15 protein-coding genes are annotated in these 20,458 nt (G+C 48.7%); 5 read left to right on the top strand and 10 right to left on the bottom strand.

The window, feature by feature from the left end:
* The first annotated feature begins 642 nt into the window (after positions 1 to 642).
* Both gltB and AC3ISQ_RS02685 read left to right on the top strand, forming a co-directional pair.
* Positions 643 to 5,103: a glutamate synthase large subunit gene (gltB, locus tag AC3ISQ_RS02690; protein ID WP_489350443.1), complete on the top strand. Its 4,461-nt coding sequence runs from the start codon at positions 643 to 645 to the stop codon at positions 5,101 to 5,103.
* A gap of 13 nt (positions 5,104 to 5,116) precedes the next feature.
* Positions 5,117 to 6,535 carry a glutamate synthase small subunit gene (locus AC3ISQ_RS02685; RefSeq protein WP_489350442.1) on the top strand — a complete coding sequence of 473 codons (1,419 nt, stop codon included), beginning with the start codon at positions 5,117 to 5,119 and terminating at the stop codon, positions 6,533 to 6,535.
* A 51-nt stretch (positions 6,536 to 6,586) separates the two neighbouring features.
* Here AC3ISQ_RS02685 and AC3ISQ_RS02680 read toward each other — a convergent pair whose 3' ends face one another.
* The 10 genes from AC3ISQ_RS02680 to zapE all read right to left on the bottom strand — a co-directional run bounded on the left by AC3ISQ_RS02680 (position 6,587) and on the right by zapE (position 17,053).
* A complete protein-coding gene (locus AC3ISQ_RS02680; protein WP_489350441.1) occupies positions 6,587 to 7,717 on the bottom strand; it encodes a fimbrial protein in 1,131 nt (376 codons plus the stop codon).
* A gap of 26 nt (positions 7,718 to 7,743) precedes the next feature.
* Entirely contained in the window at positions 7,744 to 10,380 is a 2,637-nt protein-coding gene (locus AC3ISQ_RS02675) for a fimbria/pilus outer membrane usher protein (protein WP_489350440.1), read from the bottom strand.
* A gap of 285 nt (positions 10,381 to 10,665) precedes the next feature.
* On the bottom strand, positions 10,666 to 11,397 hold the full coding sequence (locus tag AC3ISQ_RS02670; protein WP_489350439.1) for a fimbria/pilus periplasmic chaperone: 732 nt from the start codon (positions 11,395 to 11,397) through the stop codon (positions 10,666 to 10,668).
* A gap of 64 nt (positions 11,398 to 11,461) precedes the next feature.
* A complete protein-coding gene (locus AC3ISQ_RS02665) occupies positions 11,462 to 11,983 on the bottom strand; it encodes a fimbrial protein (RefSeq protein ID WP_489350438.1) in 522 nt (173 codons plus the stop codon).
* Between the two features lie 90 nt (positions 11,984 to 12,073).
* Positions 12,074 to 12,460: a winged helix-turn-helix domain-containing protein gene (locus tag AC3ISQ_RS02660; protein ID WP_489350437.1), complete on the bottom strand. Its 387-nt coding sequence runs from the start codon at positions 12,458 to 12,460 to the stop codon at positions 12,074 to 12,076.
* Positions 12,461 to 13,395: 935 nt separating this feature from the next.
* Positions 13,396 to 13,887 carry a ClpXP protease specificity-enhancing factor gene (gene sspB, locus AC3ISQ_RS02655; RefSeq protein WP_489350436.1) on the bottom strand — a complete coding sequence of 164 codons (492 nt, stop codon included), beginning with the start codon at positions 13,885 to 13,887 and terminating at the stop codon, positions 13,396 to 13,398.
* A 5-nt stretch (positions 13,888 to 13,892) separates the two neighbouring features.
* The gene (gene sspA, locus AC3ISQ_RS02650) at positions 13,893 to 14,534 is read right to left on the bottom strand and encodes a stringent starvation protein SspA (RefSeq protein WP_489350435.1); all 642 of its coding nucleotides are present in this window, start codon (positions 14,532 to 14,534) and stop codon (positions 13,893 to 13,895) included.
* Positions 14,535 to 14,814: 280 nt separating this feature from the next.
* Entirely contained in the window at positions 14,815 to 15,207 is a 393-nt protein-coding gene (gene rpsI / locus AC3ISQ_RS02645; protein WP_202306161.1) for a 30S ribosomal protein S9, read from the bottom strand.
* Positions 15,208 to 15,222: 15 nt separating this feature from the next.
* Positions 15,223 to 15,651, bottom strand: coding sequence for a 50S ribosomal protein L13 (rplM, locus tag AC3ISQ_RS02640; protein ID WP_489350434.1), 429 nt, complete (start codon positions 15,649 to 15,651; stop codon positions 15,223 to 15,225).
* A 274-nt stretch (positions 15,652 to 15,925) separates the two neighbouring features.
* Positions 15,926 to 17,053, bottom strand: coding sequence for a cell division protein ZapE (gene zapE / locus AC3ISQ_RS02635; RefSeq protein ID WP_489350433.1), 1,128 nt, complete (start codon positions 17,051 to 17,053; stop codon positions 15,926 to 15,928).
* A gap of 219 nt (positions 17,054 to 17,272) precedes the next feature.
* Here zapE and zapG point away from each other — a divergent pair, with 219 nt between their 5' ends.
* From zapG to degS, 3 genes are all read left to right on the top strand, one after another.
* Positions 17,273 to 17,674 (top strand): Z-ring associated protein ZapG, encoded by a 402-nt coding sequence (zapG, locus tag AC3ISQ_RS02630; protein ID WP_489350432.1) that lies wholly within the window; start codon positions 17,273 to 17,275, stop codon positions 17,672 to 17,674.
* A gap of 195 nt (positions 17,675 to 17,869) precedes the next feature.
* Positions 17,870 to 19,240 (top strand): serine endoprotease DegQ, encoded by a 1,371-nt coding sequence (gene degQ / locus AC3ISQ_RS02625; RefSeq protein WP_489350431.1) that lies wholly within the window; start codon positions 17,870 to 17,872, stop codon positions 19,238 to 19,240.
* Positions 19,241 to 19,329: 89 nt separating this feature from the next.
* Entirely contained in the window at positions 19,330 to 20,388 is a 1,059-nt protein-coding gene (degS, locus tag AC3ISQ_RS02620; RefSeq protein WP_489350430.1) for an outer membrane-stress sensor serine endopeptidase DegS, read from the top strand.
* The last annotated feature ends 70 nt before the right edge of the window (positions 20,389 to 20,458 follow it).

Genomic DNA, 20,458 nt, shown 5'->3' with positions numbered 1-20,458 from the left:
GTGCGAAGCCTGTGATGCTAATCACAAACGACTTTTCCCGCGATGACAGAGATCAACGCTTTCCCCGCAAGGCCGCATCAAGCATAACTATTCATTATAAACGAAAATAAAATCACTTAGCGTTCGATGAATTTTTCTAATTCCTACGGTTAATTATCTGCTATATGACAAAGTCATTAAAAATAGTTATAAACAACGTTAAACAAAAATTTAACAGAATAAAACTCTAACATTCCTACCCGCACTAGCATGGTGCAGAGATTCAGGCATTGCACTATAGTGAGACAGCTCACACTTCTTCCGAGCCCCCATCAGGTTACAATCAAACAAAAATCACCTTAAAATTATTATTTATCAAATAAATAACCTCACCACACTCAATAAAAAACACCCTTAAGCCTATATTTGACCTGCGTATTCTTTCTAGATAAGTTGGAAGTCCGCTGGAAGCTTTCTGGACGGGCACACGTCTCGTCATATTTATGCAGTAATTTAAGACTCCCTCTTAAAACAAGTCATTTACCACTTGTGAGACCTGTCACGAGAGGCCATTAACGGAGGGCGGAAGGTATTCTGCCCAAGGTTAGCCGGCCCTCGAGAGTGGTTGTGAGAGTCACGCAGAGCCTGGGGAGGTTCACTGATATGTTGTACGATAAATCCCAAGAGAGGGACAACTGTGGTTTCGGCCTGATCGCCCACATAGAAGGCGAACCTAGCCACAAGGTAGTGCGAACCGCTATTCACGCACTGGCTCGTATGCAGCACCGTGGCGCAATCCTTGCTGACGGCAAGACTGGCGACGGTTGCGGCCTGTTATTGCAAAAACCCGATCGCTTTTTCCGCATGGTGGCAGAAGAGCGCGGCTGGCGTTTAGCCAAGAACTACGCTGTTGGCATGATGTTCCTCAGCCAAAATGAAGAGGAAGCCCGTGCCAGCCGCCGCATTGTAGAAGAGGAATTACAGAACGAAACGCTGTCGATCGTCGGCTGGCGTGAAGTGCCGATCAATCCAGACGTTCTGGGTGAAATCGCCCTCTCCTCTTTACCACGCATTGAACAAATCTTCGTGAACGCCCCCGCTGGTTGGCGTCCGCGCGATATGGAGCGCCGTCTATTTATTGCGCGCCGTCGTATCGAAAAACGCGTTCAAGACGATAGTTTCTACGTTTGTAGCTTCTCCAATTTAGTGACGATCTATAAAGGCCTGTGTATGCCGACAGATCTGCCACGCTTCTATTTAGATTTGGCGGATCTGCGTTTGGAATCGGCTATCTGCCTGTTCCACCAACGTTTTTCTACCAACACCGTACCACGCTGGCCACTGGCACAGCCGTTCCGCTATTTGGCGCATAACGGCGAGATCAACACCATCACCGGTAACCGTCAGTGGGCTCGCGCCCGTACTTATAAATTCCAGACACCGCTGATCCCCGATCTGCACTCCGCTGCACCGTTCGTTAACGAAACCGGCTCGGACTCTAGCTCGATGGACAACATGCTGGAACTGTTGTTGGCGGGCGGTATGGACTTGATCCGCGCCATGCGCCTGCTGGTACCACCGGCGTGGCAGAACAACCCAGACATGGATACCGATCTACGCGCCTTCTTCGACTTTAACTCGATGCATATGGAGCCGTGGGACGGCCCTGCCGGTATCGTAATGTCCGATGGCCGTTACGCCGCCTGTAACCTGGATCGTAACGGTCTACGCCCGGCGCGCTACGTGATCACCAAAGACAAGCTGATCACCTGTGCCTCGGAAGTCGGTATCTGGGATTACCAGCCGGATGAAGTGGTAGAAAAAGGCCGTGTCGGCCCCGGCGAACTGATGGTGATCGATACCCGTAGCGGTAAGATCCTGCATTCCGCTGAAACCGATGACGATCTGAAAAGCCGTCATCCGTATAAAGAGTGGATGGAGAAGAACGTTAAGCGCTTGGTACCGTTCGAGGATCTACCTGACGATCAGGTCGGCAGCCGCGAATTGGACGATTCGCAGCTCGAGACATTCCAGAAGCAGTTTGGCTACAGCAGCGAAGAACTGGATCAAGTGATCCGCGTGCTCGGTGAAATCGGCCAAGAAGCGACGGGTTCAATGGGTGACGATACCCCATTTGCCGTACTTTCCAGCCGTCCACGTATTGTTTATGACTACTTCCGCCAGCAGTTTGCGCAGGTGACTAACCCGCCAATCGATCCGCTGCGTGAAGCCCATGTCATGTCACTCGCCACCAGCATCGGTCGTGAAATGAACGTGTTCAGTGAGGCCGAAGGTCAGGCGCACCGCTTGAGCTTCAAATCACCGATTCTGCTGTACTCAGATTTCAAACAGCTCACCACGCTGGAAGGCGAATATTATCGTGCCGAAACACTGGATCTGACTTTCGATCCTGCTGAGCAAGATCTGGAGCAGAAGATCCGCGTTCTGTGTGATGAAGCTGAGCGTAAGGTGCGTGAAGGTGCGGTATTGCTGGTGCTGTCTGACCGCGCTATCGCCACCAACCGTTTACCAGTGCCAGCACCAATGGCCGTGGGCGCGATCCAAACTCGCTTGGTAGACCAAAGCCTACGCTGCGATGCCAACTTAATTGTGGAAACCGCCAGCGCGCGCGATCCACACCACTTCGCGGTGTTACTCGGCTTTGGCGCAACGGCGGTCTACCCTTACTTGGCCTATGAAACCTTAGCCAAGCTGGTAGACAATCAGACGATAGACAAGAAATACCGTGAAGTGATGCTGAACTACCGCAATGGCATCAACAAAGGGCTGTACAAGATCATGTCCAAAATGGGCATCTCGACTATCGCCTCTTACCGTTGTTCTAAGCTGTTCGAAGCCGTTGGTTTGCATCGCTCCCTTTCCGATCTGTGCTTCCAAGGCGTGGTCAGCCGTATCGGTGGTGCCAGCTTCAGTGATTTCCAACAGGATCTGCAAAACCTGTCCAAGCGTGCGTGGTTAAAACGCAAGCCGTTGGAACAAGGCGGTCTGTTGAAGTTCGTCCACGGTGGCGAATATCACGCTTACAACCCAGATGTGGTGAACTCACTGCAAAAAGCGGTACACAGCGGCGAATACAGCGATTATCAAACCTACGCCAAACTGGTGAATGAGCGTCCGGTCGCAACTTTGCGCGATCTATTAGCGATCACGCCGAAAGGTACACCAATTCCGGTCGATCAGGTTGAACCGGCTACCTCGCTATTCACTCGCTTTGATACTGCCGCGATGTCGATCGGCGCACTCAGCCCAGAAGCGCACGAGTCACTGGCGATCGCCATGAACAGCCTCGGCGGTTTCTCCAACTCAGGCGAAGGCGGTGAAGATCCGGCGCGTTACGGCACCAATAAAGTCTCACGAATCAAACAAGTCGCTTCCGGTCGCTTCGGCGTCACTCCGGCGTATCTGGTTAATGCCGACGTGATCCAAATTAAAGTGGCGCAAGGGGCGAAACCGGGTGAAGGCGGTCAATTGCCGGGCGATAAAGTCACGCCGTACATCGCTAAACTGCGTTATTCGGTGCCGGGCGTGACGCTAATTTCGCCGCCACCACATCATGACATCTATTCAATCGAAGACTTGGCACAGCTGATTTTCGATCTGAAACAGGTCAATCCGAAGGCGATGATTTCGGTGAAACTGGTTTCCGAGCCGGGCGTAGGTACTATCGCGACCGGCGTGGCGAAAGCCTATGCCGACCTGATCACCATCGCTGGCTACGACGGCGGCACCGGTGCCAGCCCACTATCATCGGTGAAATACGCTGGCTGTCCGTGGGAACTGGGACTGGTGGAAACGCAGCAGGCTCTGGTCGCGAACGGCTTGCGTCACAAGATCCGTCTGCAAGTGGACGGCGGTCTGAAAACCGGTGTTGATATTGTGAAAGCCGCGATCCTCGGTGCAGAAAGCTTCGGCTTCGGTACCGGGCCAATGGTGGCGTTGGGTTGTAAATACCTGCGCATTTGCCACTTGAACAACTGCGCAACTGGCGTGGCAACTCAGGATGAAAAACTGCGTCGTGACCATTACCACGGCTTGCCAGAACGTGTGACTAACTACTTCCAGTTCATTGCCCGTGAAACCCGCGAGATCATGGCCGAGTTGGGTGTTGCTCAACTGGTCGATCTAATCGGGCGTACCGAGTTCCTAACCGAACTGGATGGCATTTCCGCCAAGCAGAACAAGCTGGATCTGTCGCCGTTGCTGAAAACCGCAACGCCGCATCCGGGCAAAGCGCTGCATTGTACCGAGAGTAGCAACCCGCCATTCGATCAGGGCGTGTTGAACAAAGAACTGTTAGCACAGGCGCAGCCGCATATCGAAGCGAAACACAGCAAAACCTTTTACTTCGATATTCGCAACACCGACCGCTCCGTGGGCGCTACGCTGTCTGGCGCTATCGCCAGTGTACATGGCGATCAAGGTATGGCGGCCGATCCGCTCAAAGCGTACTTCTCCGGCACCGCAGGGCAGAGCTTTGGCGTGTGGAACGCTGGTGGTGTTGAGCTGACCCTAACCGGTGACGCCAACGACTACGTCGGTAAAGGCATGGCCGGTGGCCGTATCGCCGTTCGCCCACCGATCGGTTCGGCATTCCGCAGTCACGAAGCCAGCATTATCGGCAACACCTGTCTGTATGGCGCAACTGGCGGCAAACTGTTCGCCGCAGGCCGTGCTGGTGAGCGTTTCGCGGTGCGTAACTCCGGTGCTATCACCGTGGTTGAAGGCATCGGTGACAACGGTTGCGAATATATGACCGGCGGCATCGTCTGTGTGCTCGGCAAAACCGGTATCAACTTCGGTGCAGGTATGACCGGTGGGTTCGCCTATGTGTTGGATGAAGACGGTGAATTCCGTAAGCGTGTGAACCCAGAACTGGTAGAAGTTTTAGACGTCGACCAACTGGCGATTCATGAAGAGCACCTGCGCGGTCTGATTACCGAGCACGTGCAGGCGACCGGCTCCGCGCGCGCGGAAGAGATCCTGGCCAACTGGCCGGAATGGGCGAGTAAGTTCGCCTTGGTCAAGCCGAAGTCCAGTGATGTCAAAGCATTGTTGGGTCACCGTAGTCGTTCCGCAGCCGAGCTGCGGGTTCAGGCGCAGTAAGAGGTCATCAGTAATGAGTCAGAATGTTTATCAGTTTATCGACTTGCAGCGCGTTGATCCGCCAAAGAAACCGCTGAAAATCCGTAAAATTGAGTTCGTAGAAATCTACGAACCGTTTTCGGAAACACAGGCCAAAGCGCAGGCAGACCGCTGTCTGTCCTGCGGAAACCCTTATTGCGAATGGAAATGCCCGGTACATAACTACATCCCGAATTGGCTGAAACTGGCTAATGAAGGACGCATCATGGAAGCGGCGGATCTGGCGCACCAGACCAACAGCCTGCCAGAAGTATGTGGTCGCGTTTGTCCGCAAGACCGTCTGTGCGAAGGTTCCTGTACCCTGAACGATGAGTTCGGCGCAGTGACCATCGGCAATATCGAGCGCTATATCAGTGATAAAGCGATCGAAATGGGCTGGAAGCCAGATATGTCGCACGTGCTGCCGACCGGTAAACGTGTTGCCATTATCGGTGCGGGCCCAGCCGGCTTGGCCTGTGCCGACGTACTCACTCGTAACGGTGTCAAAGCGGTAGTTTACGATCGTCACCCAGAGATCGGCGGTTTGCTGACCTTCGGTATCCCGGCCTTCAAGCTGGAAAAAGAAGTAATGATCAAACGTCGTGGGATCTTCAGCGAAATGGGCATTGAGTTCCAACTCAATACCGAAGTCGGTAAAGACGTCGCGATGGACACACTACTGAAAGAATACGACGCGGTATTCCTCGGCGTTGGGACTTATCAATCGATGCGCGGTGGCTTGGAGAACGAAGATGCAGCAGGCGTGTACGACGCCCTGCCGTTCCTGATAGCCAATACCAAGCAGTTGATGGGTTACCAAGCGCAGCAACATGAGCCTTACGTCAGCATGGAAGGGAAACGCGTGGTGGTTCTAGGCGGTGGTGATACCGCGATGGACTGCGTGCGCACCTCAATCCGCCAAGGCGCGACTCAAGTGACCTGTGCTTACCGTCGTGATGAAGTCAATATGCCGGGTTCCAAACGCGAAGTGAAAAACGCGCGTGAAGAAGGCGTTGAGTTCAAGTTCAACCTGCAACCGCTGAGCATCGAGCTTAATAGTGCTGGGCGCGTGGCTGGGGTGAAGATGGTGAAAACTCAACTGGGTGCCCCGGATGCTAACGGCCGTCAGGTTGCCGAACAGGTGCCAGGCTCTGAACACCTGCTTGATGCCGATGCAGTGGTGATGGCGTTCGGTTTCCGTCCACATCAAATGGACTGGCTGGCAGCTCACGACGTGCAGTTAGACAAGCAAGGCCGCATCGTGGCACCAGAAGGCATTGATAACGCATTCCAAACCAGCAATCCGAAAATCTTCGCTGGTGGTGATGCAGTGCGCGGTTCTGACTTGGTCGTGACCGCGATTGCCGAAGGCCGTAAAGCCGCCGAAGGCATCATGAATTATTTGGAAGTGTAATAGCGGCGGTGGTGTGATCAATATTCTCATCACATCACCGCAATATCCGTCTTAATAATAATCAATAATAAATGTGGCTGTAGCATCCGCTTTACCGCCGCTTAGCGGTTCGCTAGCGCCTAATGTCGTGTAGCGAGCGGCCATTGGAATAGTGACTGAGGTATTCTCCCCAACGGCCATTTCACTCCTAGAATAGTCGGTGCCATACAAATCACCACTGGTATAGACCTTGTCAAACTCCAGCATCGAGAATGCACTATCGACCGCTTTAATCTGGATCCCCACCCCTTTGGCTGTATTCGCCCCCTCCTTCAGACGCATGGTGGTACTGTCCACTTTATTCGGGTTACCGGGGGATAGTGAGATACTCCAAGTATTACCTTCCAGTACCCCCCAAACAGGGTCGCCGCCATTGGGATCCCATGAAACAACTTTGCCGCCATTGGAGGTACAACCGCTCATATTGATAGCAAAGTTAACCCAGTCAGTGGTGGTATTATTTTTGAAATAATTAATGTCCCAATCCCCCAATTTGACGACCGGAGCAGATACAGTTTCTACCGCGCAAGTGGTTTTTGTCAGTGTCACATTAAGTTTTACCTGAACCATGTTGATGATAACTTGTTCTTCTGAATCACCAAAAGTTTGTGAGAGAGTAAAATCCAGGTTTAACGCTGTGCCCTGCCCAAAATCTGCCACCCCAGTTTTAACAATGACAATATTTGCGCTACTGGTTGTAACATCACAGATTGGGCTATCCAACATAACGCAGGTGTTGTTCTTCACAGGTGTGTCGTTTATCGGAAAACGCTCGATGACAAGGCCAATGCCAGGTACCCCGGTAGATAATACTGGCCAGCCATTATAGGTTTGCCCTGTGTTCACTCCTGCACCGGGAGTGACGAATGTGGCTTTATTTTGTGAATACCAATAACCATCACCTCCCGTTGAGGTTTGAATCGAAAGAACTTGCCCCGATGAAAATACTACCTTTTTAAATAATTCCCCCTCGCGGTTTTGCCCAGCTGAAACCGGGAAAGTCAGATTATATGCCTTGTTCTGGGCGGGACCACCGGCTTGAATCCAACACCTTGTTTGTCCGGTAGTGGAATAAAACACCGTCATGAGTGCCATCAAAATGGCGAACATAGATTTCAGTCGCGAAGAGATAATATTCAACATATTCAGTTTCCTACCTAGTAATGGCGTTAGCTGTGCGACGAGTTCGGTATTAAACTTTGTTGCAGCATTTGAGCTACCGTAGGGCGAGTCGTCGTCAGTTCACATTGTGCGTTAATACGTTGCAGCGCATCCTGTTGGTTAGTTGTGGGCAGCAGCAATGCATAGGTTATCCAGCAATATTCATTATCTGCACTCCCCCACAGCACTTTCAGTTTTCCTTTTGGCTCCGCGACTCTGACGTGCAATTGCCCGCCTTGCGCGACATTGCCAATATGATTATTTCTCTCATCAAACACTTCTGCGCCAAATGGAAGAGGCTCGCCATTATGTGTCGAGGTGAACAGAACTGGCGTCCCGCTGCGTGTCTGATATTTCACTTTAACGATCGCCCCTGAATGTGGTGCAACATGCTGCGAGGTTTCTTCCAATTCAATGTTGTCCGACATCCCTTCTGGATCGATGGATATCTCATTCATTTGATAAGGTGTCAGCGACGGTAATAAAGCATAACCATGTGAATCGATCCGGATCCCCTGATAATTCCCCACGCTTGCCCCTTCTGCACCTTTCGCCTCAATCAGCGCAAAAGTATCTGCAACATAGGGGCTGAACGTTACGCCGCCTGAATGAGCCACAATGGAGCCACTCATATTGGCAGAAGCAGAGCGATACCCTTGCCCCGCACTGTAGCTGGCGCCCATGGTGGTATAACTGTTGCGATAATCACCACTGATATTGCCACTGGTGTTGCCGTCAGAATTGCTGGCAACACTGGCGCTATATCCAAATTGATTCTGCTCCCCAAGTGTCCCTGAAAGGGTGGCCTGTTCTGCACTGTTACCCTTGCTGTCTTGGTTATAACCTATGTTTATTTGCGGTTGTGACGATTTTTCACTGCTCCCCAACGGGAAGCTGAGGGTCAAGAAATAGTTGGTTTGTGGTTGACCATAAGCCGTCTGACTCCGGCTAATGTTCAGACTGTAAGAAACGCTTTTGTAACGATTGTTATAACCCAACTGGAATTGCTTATTGTTGCCATCTTGACCCCAGTAATTTTCCAGCGAACCACTGATATAGAACTGTCCCCAGTGACCACCCAGCCCCTGATTCGCCGTGATAGAAAAACGGTTTTTTGCCCGTTGGATAGTGCCAGGATTATCGTCATGCAATGCCGCTTCACGCGTTTGCATCGCCGTCATCAAATCCATATAACCTTGGGTAGAAAAACGATAGGCCGCCACTGAAATATTGCTGTCGGTTGCCAAAATATTCTTGCTGTAACTCACCCGATAACTCTGACCACTGCTGTTCCCACCCGCAGATTGTGGCAACCGAGTTTCTGCTTGAGTGACATCCAACGCGAATGCACCTAATGACGTACCTACGGCCATGCCTCCCTGCACTGCAAGATAATTTTGATTAACCTGTACACCACCATAGGCAGTTAACGCATTGGTTAATCCACGTTGATACGTGGCTTGATACAGCATCGGATCATCAGCGAGATAATCTACCCGTAACTTACCGGCGGTTACGCTGTAGCGATGGTTACCTGGGCGCAGTAACTGGCTGACGGAGGCATAAGGAATAGTGAAATTTTGTTCCGAACCGTCAGCTTCTTGTATGGAAACATTCAAGTCACCACCATAACCACTGGGGTAAAGATCATTAATTAAAAACGGGCCTGGCGGCACGCTGATTTCATAAATAACTTGCCCGTTTTGCTTTACAGTGACTTTCGCGTTAGTTCTTGCAACACCATGAACTTCTGGCGCATAACCACGTTGAGAATCCGGCAACATGCGCTCATCACTGGAGAGTTGTATGCCGGTAAAAGGAACGGTATCAAAAAGCTGACCATCAGTATTTGACTCACCAATAATCACCCGCCCTTTTAAGGCAGGAACATCACGCTGCAAATAGGTATTAATATTGTCATATTCACCACCAGTCGTACTCGACCAGTTATAAGAACCGTTATGACGAAGATACCAGGCACCAATATTTAAACCTGCATTAATACCCGCATAGAAACTCTGTGAGTCTTCACCATTTGACTGATTATTGTAAACGTTGCTGTTATAGCTCAGCAAAAAAGCGGGAATGCCACTGTCCCACAATGCCGGATTAACCGAGCCACGAACCTGTGCTTTAAGATACATTTGCGGAATAGTGATATTGATACGTTGTTCTGTACTATCGAACTCAGTATGGATACCAGGAATAATTTTATCCAAGGCAACACACTGACTCTTTTCTGTCATCACCTCAATAGCATTATCGGGTAATGTTGCTTCATTAAATGAAATTTTACTGAGAATATCTGCGGTCAAGCATGGAACAACACTTTGGTCTTCCATCACTCGGAACTCCACAGACTTATGCGCAACTTGTGTATTGTTAACAAAAATACCCACCAGATAGGTTCCAGGTGATGCATTTGAGCCATTGGCAAAGCGTGATAAGTTTGCACGTTCAGGATGATCAGCACTCAGGAATGATTCATCAAACTCTACATTCTGAGCGTTCTCTTGAGAAGTTAAGTTAATATCTTCCGCACTACAATCGATAAAATAAAATGATCCCAACAATAAAATTGCAATAGGTGATAGCCGATAGCTATAAATAGATATCTTTTCCTTTTTTGCATTCGGCGTGATCATTATATTTACCTTAGGTCTTTATTACAGCAAGCTGAATTTCGCCAAAATAAATTAGCGTGCCTTCAAGCAGAAAATTTATGACGAACTAATTCAAGGAGTGAGCCTCAACAATGAGGCTCATAATCCTTAAAGCACAACCAATTCAGTAAGTAAGATGACAAGTTTGTCAAAGGCAAACTTGAATGAGACTGACAATTATCGCAATAACTGCGGTACAGAAATAAGCCAATTAGCGAGTATTATCAATACCACTTCAACAGCAAATAAAGCACAGTGTTGATAATATTATTTTACGGTGGATGTAAACTCTTTCACTGTACCATGATCATTGACAGCACGGAATACGACTTTCGAACCAGAGGTAATAGTATTCATTCCGGAGAATTTAAAGTCAGTATATGCACCTGGGGCAATAAGTTTACCGTCAGATTTATACTCTTTACCACCAACCCGATAAGTGACATCTACCAGAGAAACATAATAAGGTGAGTTATTAGAACCACGCACACCACCAGCAATAGCTTGCCACTGAGTCTCTTTAGGTGCTGCACCCGCATCACCAGGCAACCCAGTCGGGCGATAGAATATTTTTATCCGATTACGGAACGCAATATTCAAATGGTTATGTTCCGCTGTCCCTGCTGTTTTAGGCGGAATTTCCAACACGTTGAGCCAAAAAACAGACTCTTTATTCGTCGGTAGAGAAGTCCCCACATAGCTCAGGCGTAATGTTTGCCCTTTACCGGGATCAATACGGTTAATCGGTGGTGTCAGTACAAAAGGTGTGGATATTTTCTCAGGCTTAGCTGAAGTGTCGCCATTATCAATCCAGCTTTGAATCAGTACTGGTTTTTTCCCAGCATTATTAACTTTAATTGTAACTTCTTTTTTATCCGCCGGATAAATAACCCGAGTACCCGTAATAACTACACCAGCCATTGCTGAAGCACTAGAAAGAACGGTAACACCTGCGGCAAAAAGTAAAGTCGCAATTTTAGTATGACGATAGAAAGACATGAATAACCTCTTGATAAGATTGGGGTAGCCAACAAAAATGCAGCGTCAAATATGGCGGATATAATTACTTATAATCCAATGAATAGACCACACTACCCACCACAGAACCTGGTGTTGGAGTGCCTGTCTTGTAATATTCGACATTGTAATTGAGTGTAGCGGCACCTGATTCTGGCGAGACGTAAACACTCGTCGCTCGTTGAGTGGCACGGTCACCAATCTTGATAGCGCCATTAGTGTCGCTCAGCTGTAGAGTCACATTGGCAGCATCACCTCGGTTCAGCAGATTGCCAGCAGCATCCACTGGCGTTGTACCACTCTCACCAAAGTAAGTAGATACAGTGTTGAGTGCCGTCCCCGTACAATCGCTCAGGGTAATAGTAAATGCCTTTTTACCTGCAGTTAGGCCAGTAAAATCATTGGGGCCAACATCGGGTAAAGTGACAGAACCACTGTCGCTGACAGTCGAATTACAAGTCGCATCCAAAATATTACCGGTGAAGTTAATGGTACCACCGGCTGCATGCGCCATATTCATGGCGGCTACACTGGCTATAATTGAAGATAATACGATAATTTTTTTCACAAGATTTCCTGTTTTATTTAAGGTTAAAGATCCAATGCTCCAGTAGAAAATGGTTATTTCCGCACTGAATTGATGATAAAAAATGTCTCATTAACTGACCTTAGGAATAAAGTATAAGAGGGTTACCTCGCTCTCTTTAACGTAATACCCTTTCTTGTCAATTCGTATAATAAAATCAGTAGGAGCACCGATAAGTTGCAGACGATGCATGAGCGCTTGCATGACTTTCCATATCCGCTGGCTCGATGATGCTAGCCCATAGGACTCCCAAACGTGGGATATGATTGCGTCATGCGTAATAATTGAACCATCGGCATTATGTAATAACGTAACTAACAACCTAAGCATAGTATCGCGCAAAGTTATGACCTTAATGTCATAACGACTTTGTTTGACACTAGTATTCACCAATCTTTTATTGGCAATATCAAGTTGGATGTCCGATCCAATGAGGTAACCAAAAATATTATTTTCCATTGCCCCGTACCTTACGCATGTTCTTAGGTTGGTATGGTGTCATCATATCTCCACATCAAATATGCTCTCCTCCAGTGGCTCAACAATAATTTAATTCTTGCCGGTGTGTTTTGATGTGATGAATGTTAGGAACAACAACTCACTCATAATAGCTAAATGAGTGTAATCAGAGTCTAAATAAGATATCCCAGAAGAAAATGGGAGGATGTTTCAAGCTGTGCCTGAGAATAGAATTTATATCAATAATATCATTGTGTTATAACGTTTTAAAACATTGGGAGTAATACGGTGTTTTCAGTTTAGTCTACTAATAATGCACTTTAAATTCTGTGGTTTCTCAAGAAAACCTAAATTAGAATTTTTTAATACATTGTTTTATATGATAATTTTAATGAAATTTCTATAAGTTCAAAAGTGGATAGAAAAATATTGCCTCCTGAGTATCTTTGTTGGACTTTTTTATTTAAAAACAAATAGTTATAAATTAATTTTCTACATACCGATCTGCCGCTATTTGCTACTATTTCCCTGAAGTCATCCTACAATGAGACATTTAATTTTATATCTGGGGTGATGAGTAGCGTAAACCTCAGTTCATGCGCTTGATTAAAACATCATATTCCTACGGAATGGGTGAAAAACCGGTATGGGAAAATAATTAGAGCGTGGATGTTTATTTCTTACTGAAGAATATCAGCAAATACAATGTCACCGTGGCATCAATAGTCATACTAACCACTATTGTACAGTGGTTAGTTATGAGCATCTGTGGGTTTCAATCTAGGATTTTATTGTTGGTGCTGACAAGATATATGCACAAACTATGGCAATTGCTGCAAGATAAGAAGCGAATCGCAGATAGTAAAAAGGTACAGTCGACAGACTGTACCTTTTTATTGGCTATATATCCCATCACACTTTGGGGATAAAAGAGATTACTTCACAACTCGCAGCGCCGGGCGCCCACCACGTGGCGGTTGAGGTGGTTCATCATCCGGTTGATCATCGTCATCAACACGATCGCCGTCGATCACTGACATCAGGCTTTCTGAAGGCACAGTTTCACCTTCAATACCCTCAAGTATGCCATCTGCTTCATAAGCAGCTTCCGGCTCAAACATGGTGCCTGCGCCGTTTTCACGGGCGTAGATCGCCAGCACCGCAGCCATTGGTACTGATACCTGACGCGGTACACCGCCGAAACGGGCGTTGAAGTTAACTTCTTCATCGCCAAGCGCCAAATTACCCACAGCACGTGGTGCGATGTTCAGTACGATCTGCCCATCACGGGCAAACTCCATCGGCACCTGCACATCTGGGCGCGTAACATCAACGACCAGATGCGGCGTCAGATTGTTGTCCAGCAACCAGTCATAGAACGCTCGCAATAAAAACGGGCGACGTGGGGTCATCTGAGACATATCCATACTGCTTAGCCCCGAGTATGCAGGCGCATTTCGCGCTCAGCTTCGGTCATTGAGGCCAAGAAAGCATCACGCTCAAACACGCGGGTCATGTAGACTTTTAGCTCTTTGGAACCAGCACCCTGCAGTTCAATACCCAACTGCGGCAAACGCCACAACAACGGAGCCAAATAGCAATCGACTAGGCTGAACTCTTCGCTCATGAAGTAAGGCGTCTGACCAAAGATTGGAGCGATCGCCAGTAACTCTTCACGCAGTTGGCGACGAGCAGATTCGGCTTCTTGAGCAGTACCCTGCTCAATCTTGTACATCAGTGAGTACCAGTTTTTTTCAATCCGCAACATCATCAAACGGCTTTCGCCACGGGCGACTGGGTAGACCGGCATCAATGGTGGATGCGGGAAACGCTCATCAAGGTATTCCATGATGATACGGGATTCATATAGAGTCAGCTCGCGATCGACCAGAGTAGGTATTGTCTGGTAAGGATTGAGGTCAATCAGATCCTGTGGCAAGTTATCCATCTCAACCTGCTCTATCTCAACGCTCACACCTTTTTCCGCCAATACGATACGTACTTGATGGCTAAAAATGTCGGTCGAGCCAGAAAACAGTGTCATTACCGAACGTTTGTTGGCAGCGACAGCCATGAAAACCTCCAAGTTATTGATAAAGGCCAGCAGTTCACAGATAAACCGAGCATAAATAGCCCTTGTGAGGTTCACTGTAAAGTAACTGCATAGCGCATAGGCGCAAAAGTGGATGATAGTTTACCAGATTTTGCCTCTATTGTGGGGATCGCACGGTGAATTCGGAGTGAATTGCCTGATATAGCAAAGATTTTAATTAGCGACGCTGAATTTTAGGCATAAAAAAACCCGGTTTGACACCGGGTTTTTGCGTATCTTCCACTGCCGAAGCAGTAAGAAATTAACGCTTGGAGAACTGCGGACGGCGACGTGCTTTACGCAGGCCGACTTTCTTACGTTCAACTTCACGAGCATCACGAGTAACGAAACCAGCTTTACGCAGTTCGCCACGCAGGGACTCGTCGTACTCCATCAGAGCGCGGGTGATACCATGACGGATCGCACCAGCCTGACCGGAAGAACCACCACCTTTAACAGTGATGTACAGATCGAATTTCTCAACCATATCAACCAGCTCTAACGGCTGACGAACTACCATGCGGGCAGTTTCACGACCGAAGTACTGTTCCAGAGAACGTTGGTTGATAACGATTTTGCCACTGCCCGGTTTGATAAACACGCGAGCTGCGGAGCTTTTGCGGCGACCAGTGCCGTAGTATTGATTTTCAGCCATTGCCTATAATCCCGATTAAATGTCCAGAACTTGCGGTTGCTGTGCCGCGTGGTTGTGCTCAGTACCTGCGTAAACTTTCAGTTTACGGTACATTGCACGACCCAGCGGGCCCTTTGGCAGCATGCCTTTAACCGCGATTTCAATCACACGCTCAGGACGGCGGGCAATCATCTCTTCAAAGGTCGCTTGCTTGATACCACCGATGTGGCCAGTGTGGTGGTAGTACACCTTGTCTGTACGCTTGTTGCCAGTTACAGCAACTTTTTCTGCGTTCAGAACGATGATGTAATCACCAGTATCAACGTGCGGAGTGTATTCCGCTTTATGCTTGCCGCGCAGACGGCGAGCCAGTTCAGTAGCGAGACGGCCTAAAGTTTTGCCTTCCGCATCAACAACGTACCAGTCACGTTTTACGGTCTCTGGTTTAGCTGTAAAAGTTTTCATTAAAAGCTTACCCAATAATTAGTTACACGTTGGTGAACACCCGAACGCTCGAAAACAGTTGAGGCTCACACGACCATCAAGTCCAGCAAACCTACCCCTTCGAATAGCCATTGCCGGCACTATAAAGTTTTTGGGAAAAAAACTTTGTTGTAACGTGGGGTCGCAAGATTATAGAGAAGTCGCTCACAAAGGTCGAACCCTTTTTGCAGGGAAAACCAATTTCGTGCTCAAGGCCAAAGGATGGGGGGCTGGCAGCGCAAATCCCCATCCCGCATCAAGGGAGATGCGGCAGTTTCAAGTACTCTTCACTTTGCATTTCCTGCAAACGCGACAGGCAACGCTGATACTCAAACTTCAATTGTTCCCCCTGATAAATCTCGAACATCGAGACTTCAGCATTAATCACCAATTTAACGTGGCGCTCATAAAACTCATCTACCAATGCCAGAAAACGGCGTGCCGTATTCTCTTTCAGCGGTCCCATTACCCGCACATTGTACAGCATCACGCTGTGGTACAAACGCGATAGCGCTATGTAATCCAATTGGCTGCGTGCGTCTTCGCATAAAGTATGGAAATCTACCGCCAAGACACCTTCGACGGCACGAATCGTGGGGAACGGACGATGATTAATCTCCAAAACGGGAGCATCCACCCCTGCTCTGCCTGCTAGCTTGAGGAAGATTTGATCCATCGTCTGTTGGGTGTGCGCATTAAGCGGCGTCAGATACAAATGTGCCTGAGTCAAAGTCCGTAGACGGTAATCGATACCCGCATCGACATTCATCACATCGCAATATTCATTGATCAACGCAATCGCCGGCAGGAAACGCGCACGTTGCAAGCCATTACGATAGAGATCGTTCGGCGGAATATTCGAGGTCGCTACCAACGTGATCCCGCGAGCAAACAAGGCTTGTAGTAAAGTTGCCAACAGCATGGCGTCGGTGATGTCAGAAACAAAAAACTCGTCAAAACACAGCACGTCAGTTTGCACCTTGAAACCATCGGCGATGATTTCCAACGGGTTTTCCTGCCCTTGCAACTCGGTCAGTTCTTCATGCACTCGCAGCATAAAACGGTGGAAATGCAGACGCAGTTTGCGCTCCCCCGGCAAACTGTGGAAAAACATATCCATCAACCAAGTTTTACCACGACCGACGCCGCCCCACATATATAAGCCCTGCACCGGACGCTGGGTTGGCGTTTCAGCACTTTTACCCAACCAACGGTTCAGCGTGTTACGTAAGCCGCTGGAGGTAACACTCGCCGCCGGTGTCTGTTTTAAGGCCTGATAAATACGATCTAATTGGGTCATGGCTTGGCGTTGGACATCATCGGCCTGATATTCCCTTGCATCCAGCGCCTGCTGGTAACGTGATAGCGGTGACTGTGAATACATTCCAACAACCCTAATAATTTATTTGATAATTTTTCGCAGCATGTTGATGCCACTTAGCACCGTTATTACTGCATTTGTCCGCGTAAGTGCCCACCGAAAAACCCTGAAAAATTTAGGTAAAAGCTTATCAGGATTCCACTCGGACAAGGTTAACGGTTATAGTGGATATTATTAAGTGAAAAATCCCTGCGGAACAACGAAGTCAAAATAGGAGTCATCATGACCTGGGAGTATGCGCTGATTGGTTTGGTCGTCGGTATCGTGATTGGTGCGGTAGCGATGCGTTTCGGTAACCGTAAATTGCGTCAACAACAAGTGCTGCAAAACGAGCTGGATAAAAGCAAAAGCGAACTGGAAGAATATCGCCAGGAATTGGTTGGGCATTTCGCCCGCAGCGCAGAGCTGCTGGATAATATGGCGGGCGACTATCGTCAGCTGTATCAATACATGGCTAAAAGCTCCAGCCATCTGTTGCCAGACCAACCGATGCAGGATAATCCGTTCCGCTACCGTCTGACAGAAGCGGAAGCGGATAACGATCAGGCACCGGTAGAAATGCCGCGCGACTATTCTGAAGGCGCATCTGGCCTGCTACGTGGCGAACGCCCACGTCGCGATTAATCTTTTCTCAATCAGCCCGTAGTCGTGCTTCTACGGGCTGATTATCTGCCCACCAACATCCTGCCTCTAAACTATCCTTTATTCAGATATCTGAAGTGAACTTTTCGCGCAAATTCACGGTCTTACACTTCACCTTGATAAGGATATTGGCTTATCATCAACATTTCACCGTCAGGTCTTGAGAGAGTGATAACAATGAAGAAGAAGTCATTAATTCTTAGTGTGTTAGCAATGAGTATTGGCCTGACCCTAGCCTCAGTACCGGCGGCCAATGCAGCTTTACCTGCCGTGGTTCAAGGGCAAGCGTTGCCTAGCTTGGCACCCATGCTAGAAAAAGTCTTACCGGCGGTGGTTAGCGTGCACGTTACTGGCACCCAGGTACAGCGTCAGCAACTCCCTGAAGAGTTTAAATATTTCTTTGGTCCTAACATGCCCGACCAAAAACAGGGTTCTCGTCCGTTTGAGGGATTGGGTTCTGGCGTCATCATTGATGCCGCTAAGGGTTATATCCTGACCAATAACCATGTGATCAACAACGCCGATAAAATCAGTGTGCAGTTGAGCGATGGCCGCGAGTTCGACGCCAAACTGATTGGTCGCGACGAGCAAACCGATATCGCCTTGTTGCAAGTCACTGGTGCTAAAAACCTGACCGCGGTGAAAATGGCGGACTCCGATCAACTGCGCGTCGGCGATTTTGCCGTCGCAGTGGGCAACCCGTTTGGTCTGGGGCAAACCGCAACTTCCGGTATTATCTCTGCACTAGGGCGCAGCGGCCTGAATCTGGAAGGGTTGGAGAACTTCATCCAGACCGACGCTTCTATCAACCGCGGGAACTCCGGCGGTGCGCTGGTTAACCTGAATGGCGAACTGATTGGTATCAACACTGCGATTCTGGCTCCGGGTGGTGGTAACGTCGGTATCGGCTTTGCTATCCCGAGCAACATGGCGCAGAACCTGAGCCAGCAACTGATTGAGTTCGGTGAAGTTAAACGCGGTCTTCTCGGCATCAAAGGCAGTGAGATGACCGCTGATATGGCAAAAGCCTTTAATACCGACGCGCAACGTGGTGCTTTCGTCAGCGAGGTACTACCGAAATCTGCCGCAGCCAAAGCAGGTATCAAAGCTGGTGATATCTTAGTTTCCATCGACGGTAAACCGGTCAACAGTTTTGCCGAATTGCGCGCTAAAGTCGGCACCACTGCGCCGGGTAAAACCGTCAAGGTTGGCTTACTGCGTGATGGAAAACCACAAGAAGTTTCTGTCGTGCTGGAAAACAGCGCTAGTGCATCGACCAATGCAGAAAACCTCTCACCTGCGCTACAAGGGGCTTCCCTCAGCAATGGCGCGCTACCGGGTGGAGAAAAAGGCGTGAAGGTCGACAACGTAGAAAAAGGCACACCTGCGGCACAAGTTGGCCTACAAAAAGACGATGTAATCATCGGCATCAACCGCCAACGCATCCAAAGCATCAATGAACTGCGTCCCGTATTGGAAGCTAAACCACCGGTTATCGCACTGAATATTGTCCGCGGTGGTGAAACTATTTACCTGTTATTGCGTTAATTTGTTAAAAAACCGGGCCAGAGAACATACTGCGCCCGGTTAACTCATGCTATCCTCCGTTCATCGTTCAACTCACGTACTAAAGCCTCATGTTTGTTAAGCTCTTACGTTCTATCATTATTGGTTTGATCGTCGCTGGCTTATTGCTGGTTGCGCTGCCTATGCTGCGTACTCCCGATCAGGTGCTTAATGCAGAATTTGAGAATACCCGTGATGAAACACCGGTGAGCTACAACAAGGCGGTACGGCGGGCTGCACCTGCAGTAGTCAATATCTATAACCGCAACATGAGTGGCGCAGCGAATGTGTTGTCGTTAGGTTCTGGCGTGATCATGAACGAGCACGGCTATATATTGACCAACCGCCACGTCGTTAAAGACGCACAGCAAATCACCGTAGTATTGCAAGATGGCCGTCGCTATGAAGCATTGATAGTCGGCTCCGATAGCCTGACCGATTTGGCGGTATTGAAAATCGATCCAGGCAATTTACCTATCATTCCTATCAATGAGAAACGTTCGGCACATGTTGGCGACGTAGTATTAGCCATCGGCAACCCTTATAACCTCGGGCAAACCGTAACCCAAGGGATTATCAGCGCGACCGGGCGTATCAGCTTAAGTACCACTGGCCGTCAGACTTTCTTGCAAACCGACGCCTCTATCAACCGTGGTAACTCCGGCGGTGCCTTGGTTAACTCGTTGGGTGAGTTGATGGGCATCAACACTCTGACCTACGATAAAATTACCGACGGTGAAACGCCAGAAGGTTTGGGTTTCGCTATTCCCACCGCATTAGCAACCAAAATTATGGACAAGCTAATCCGTGATGGTCGAGTAATCCGCGGTTACTTCGGTATTCAAGGTAAAGAGATTATCCCGATCCGCACTGCGACTTCCGGTATTGATCGCTTGCAAGGTATTATCGTCACTGAAATCACACCTAATGGCCCTGCTGCTAACGCAGCCTTCCATATTGGCGATGTGATAATCAACGTAGACAACAAACCTGCGGTATCGGTGTTGGAAACGATGGACCAGGTGGCGGAAATCCGTCCCGGTACAGAAATCCCTGTCGTCGTCGTCCGTGACGGTAATCGCATCACGTTGAAAATGACGGTGGGTGAATTCCCGGAAGATAGCAATTGATGTCAAGAAGACCAGTGATGTAAAAAAAACCAGTGATGTAAAAAAACCCGGCGAGCCGGGTTTTTTAATG

It is taken from the genome of Serratia sp. KH_031, assembly GCF_057839655.1.
Note: the sequence above shows the minus strand (reverse complement) of the source record. Positions and strands in the feature narration are given on the sequence as shown.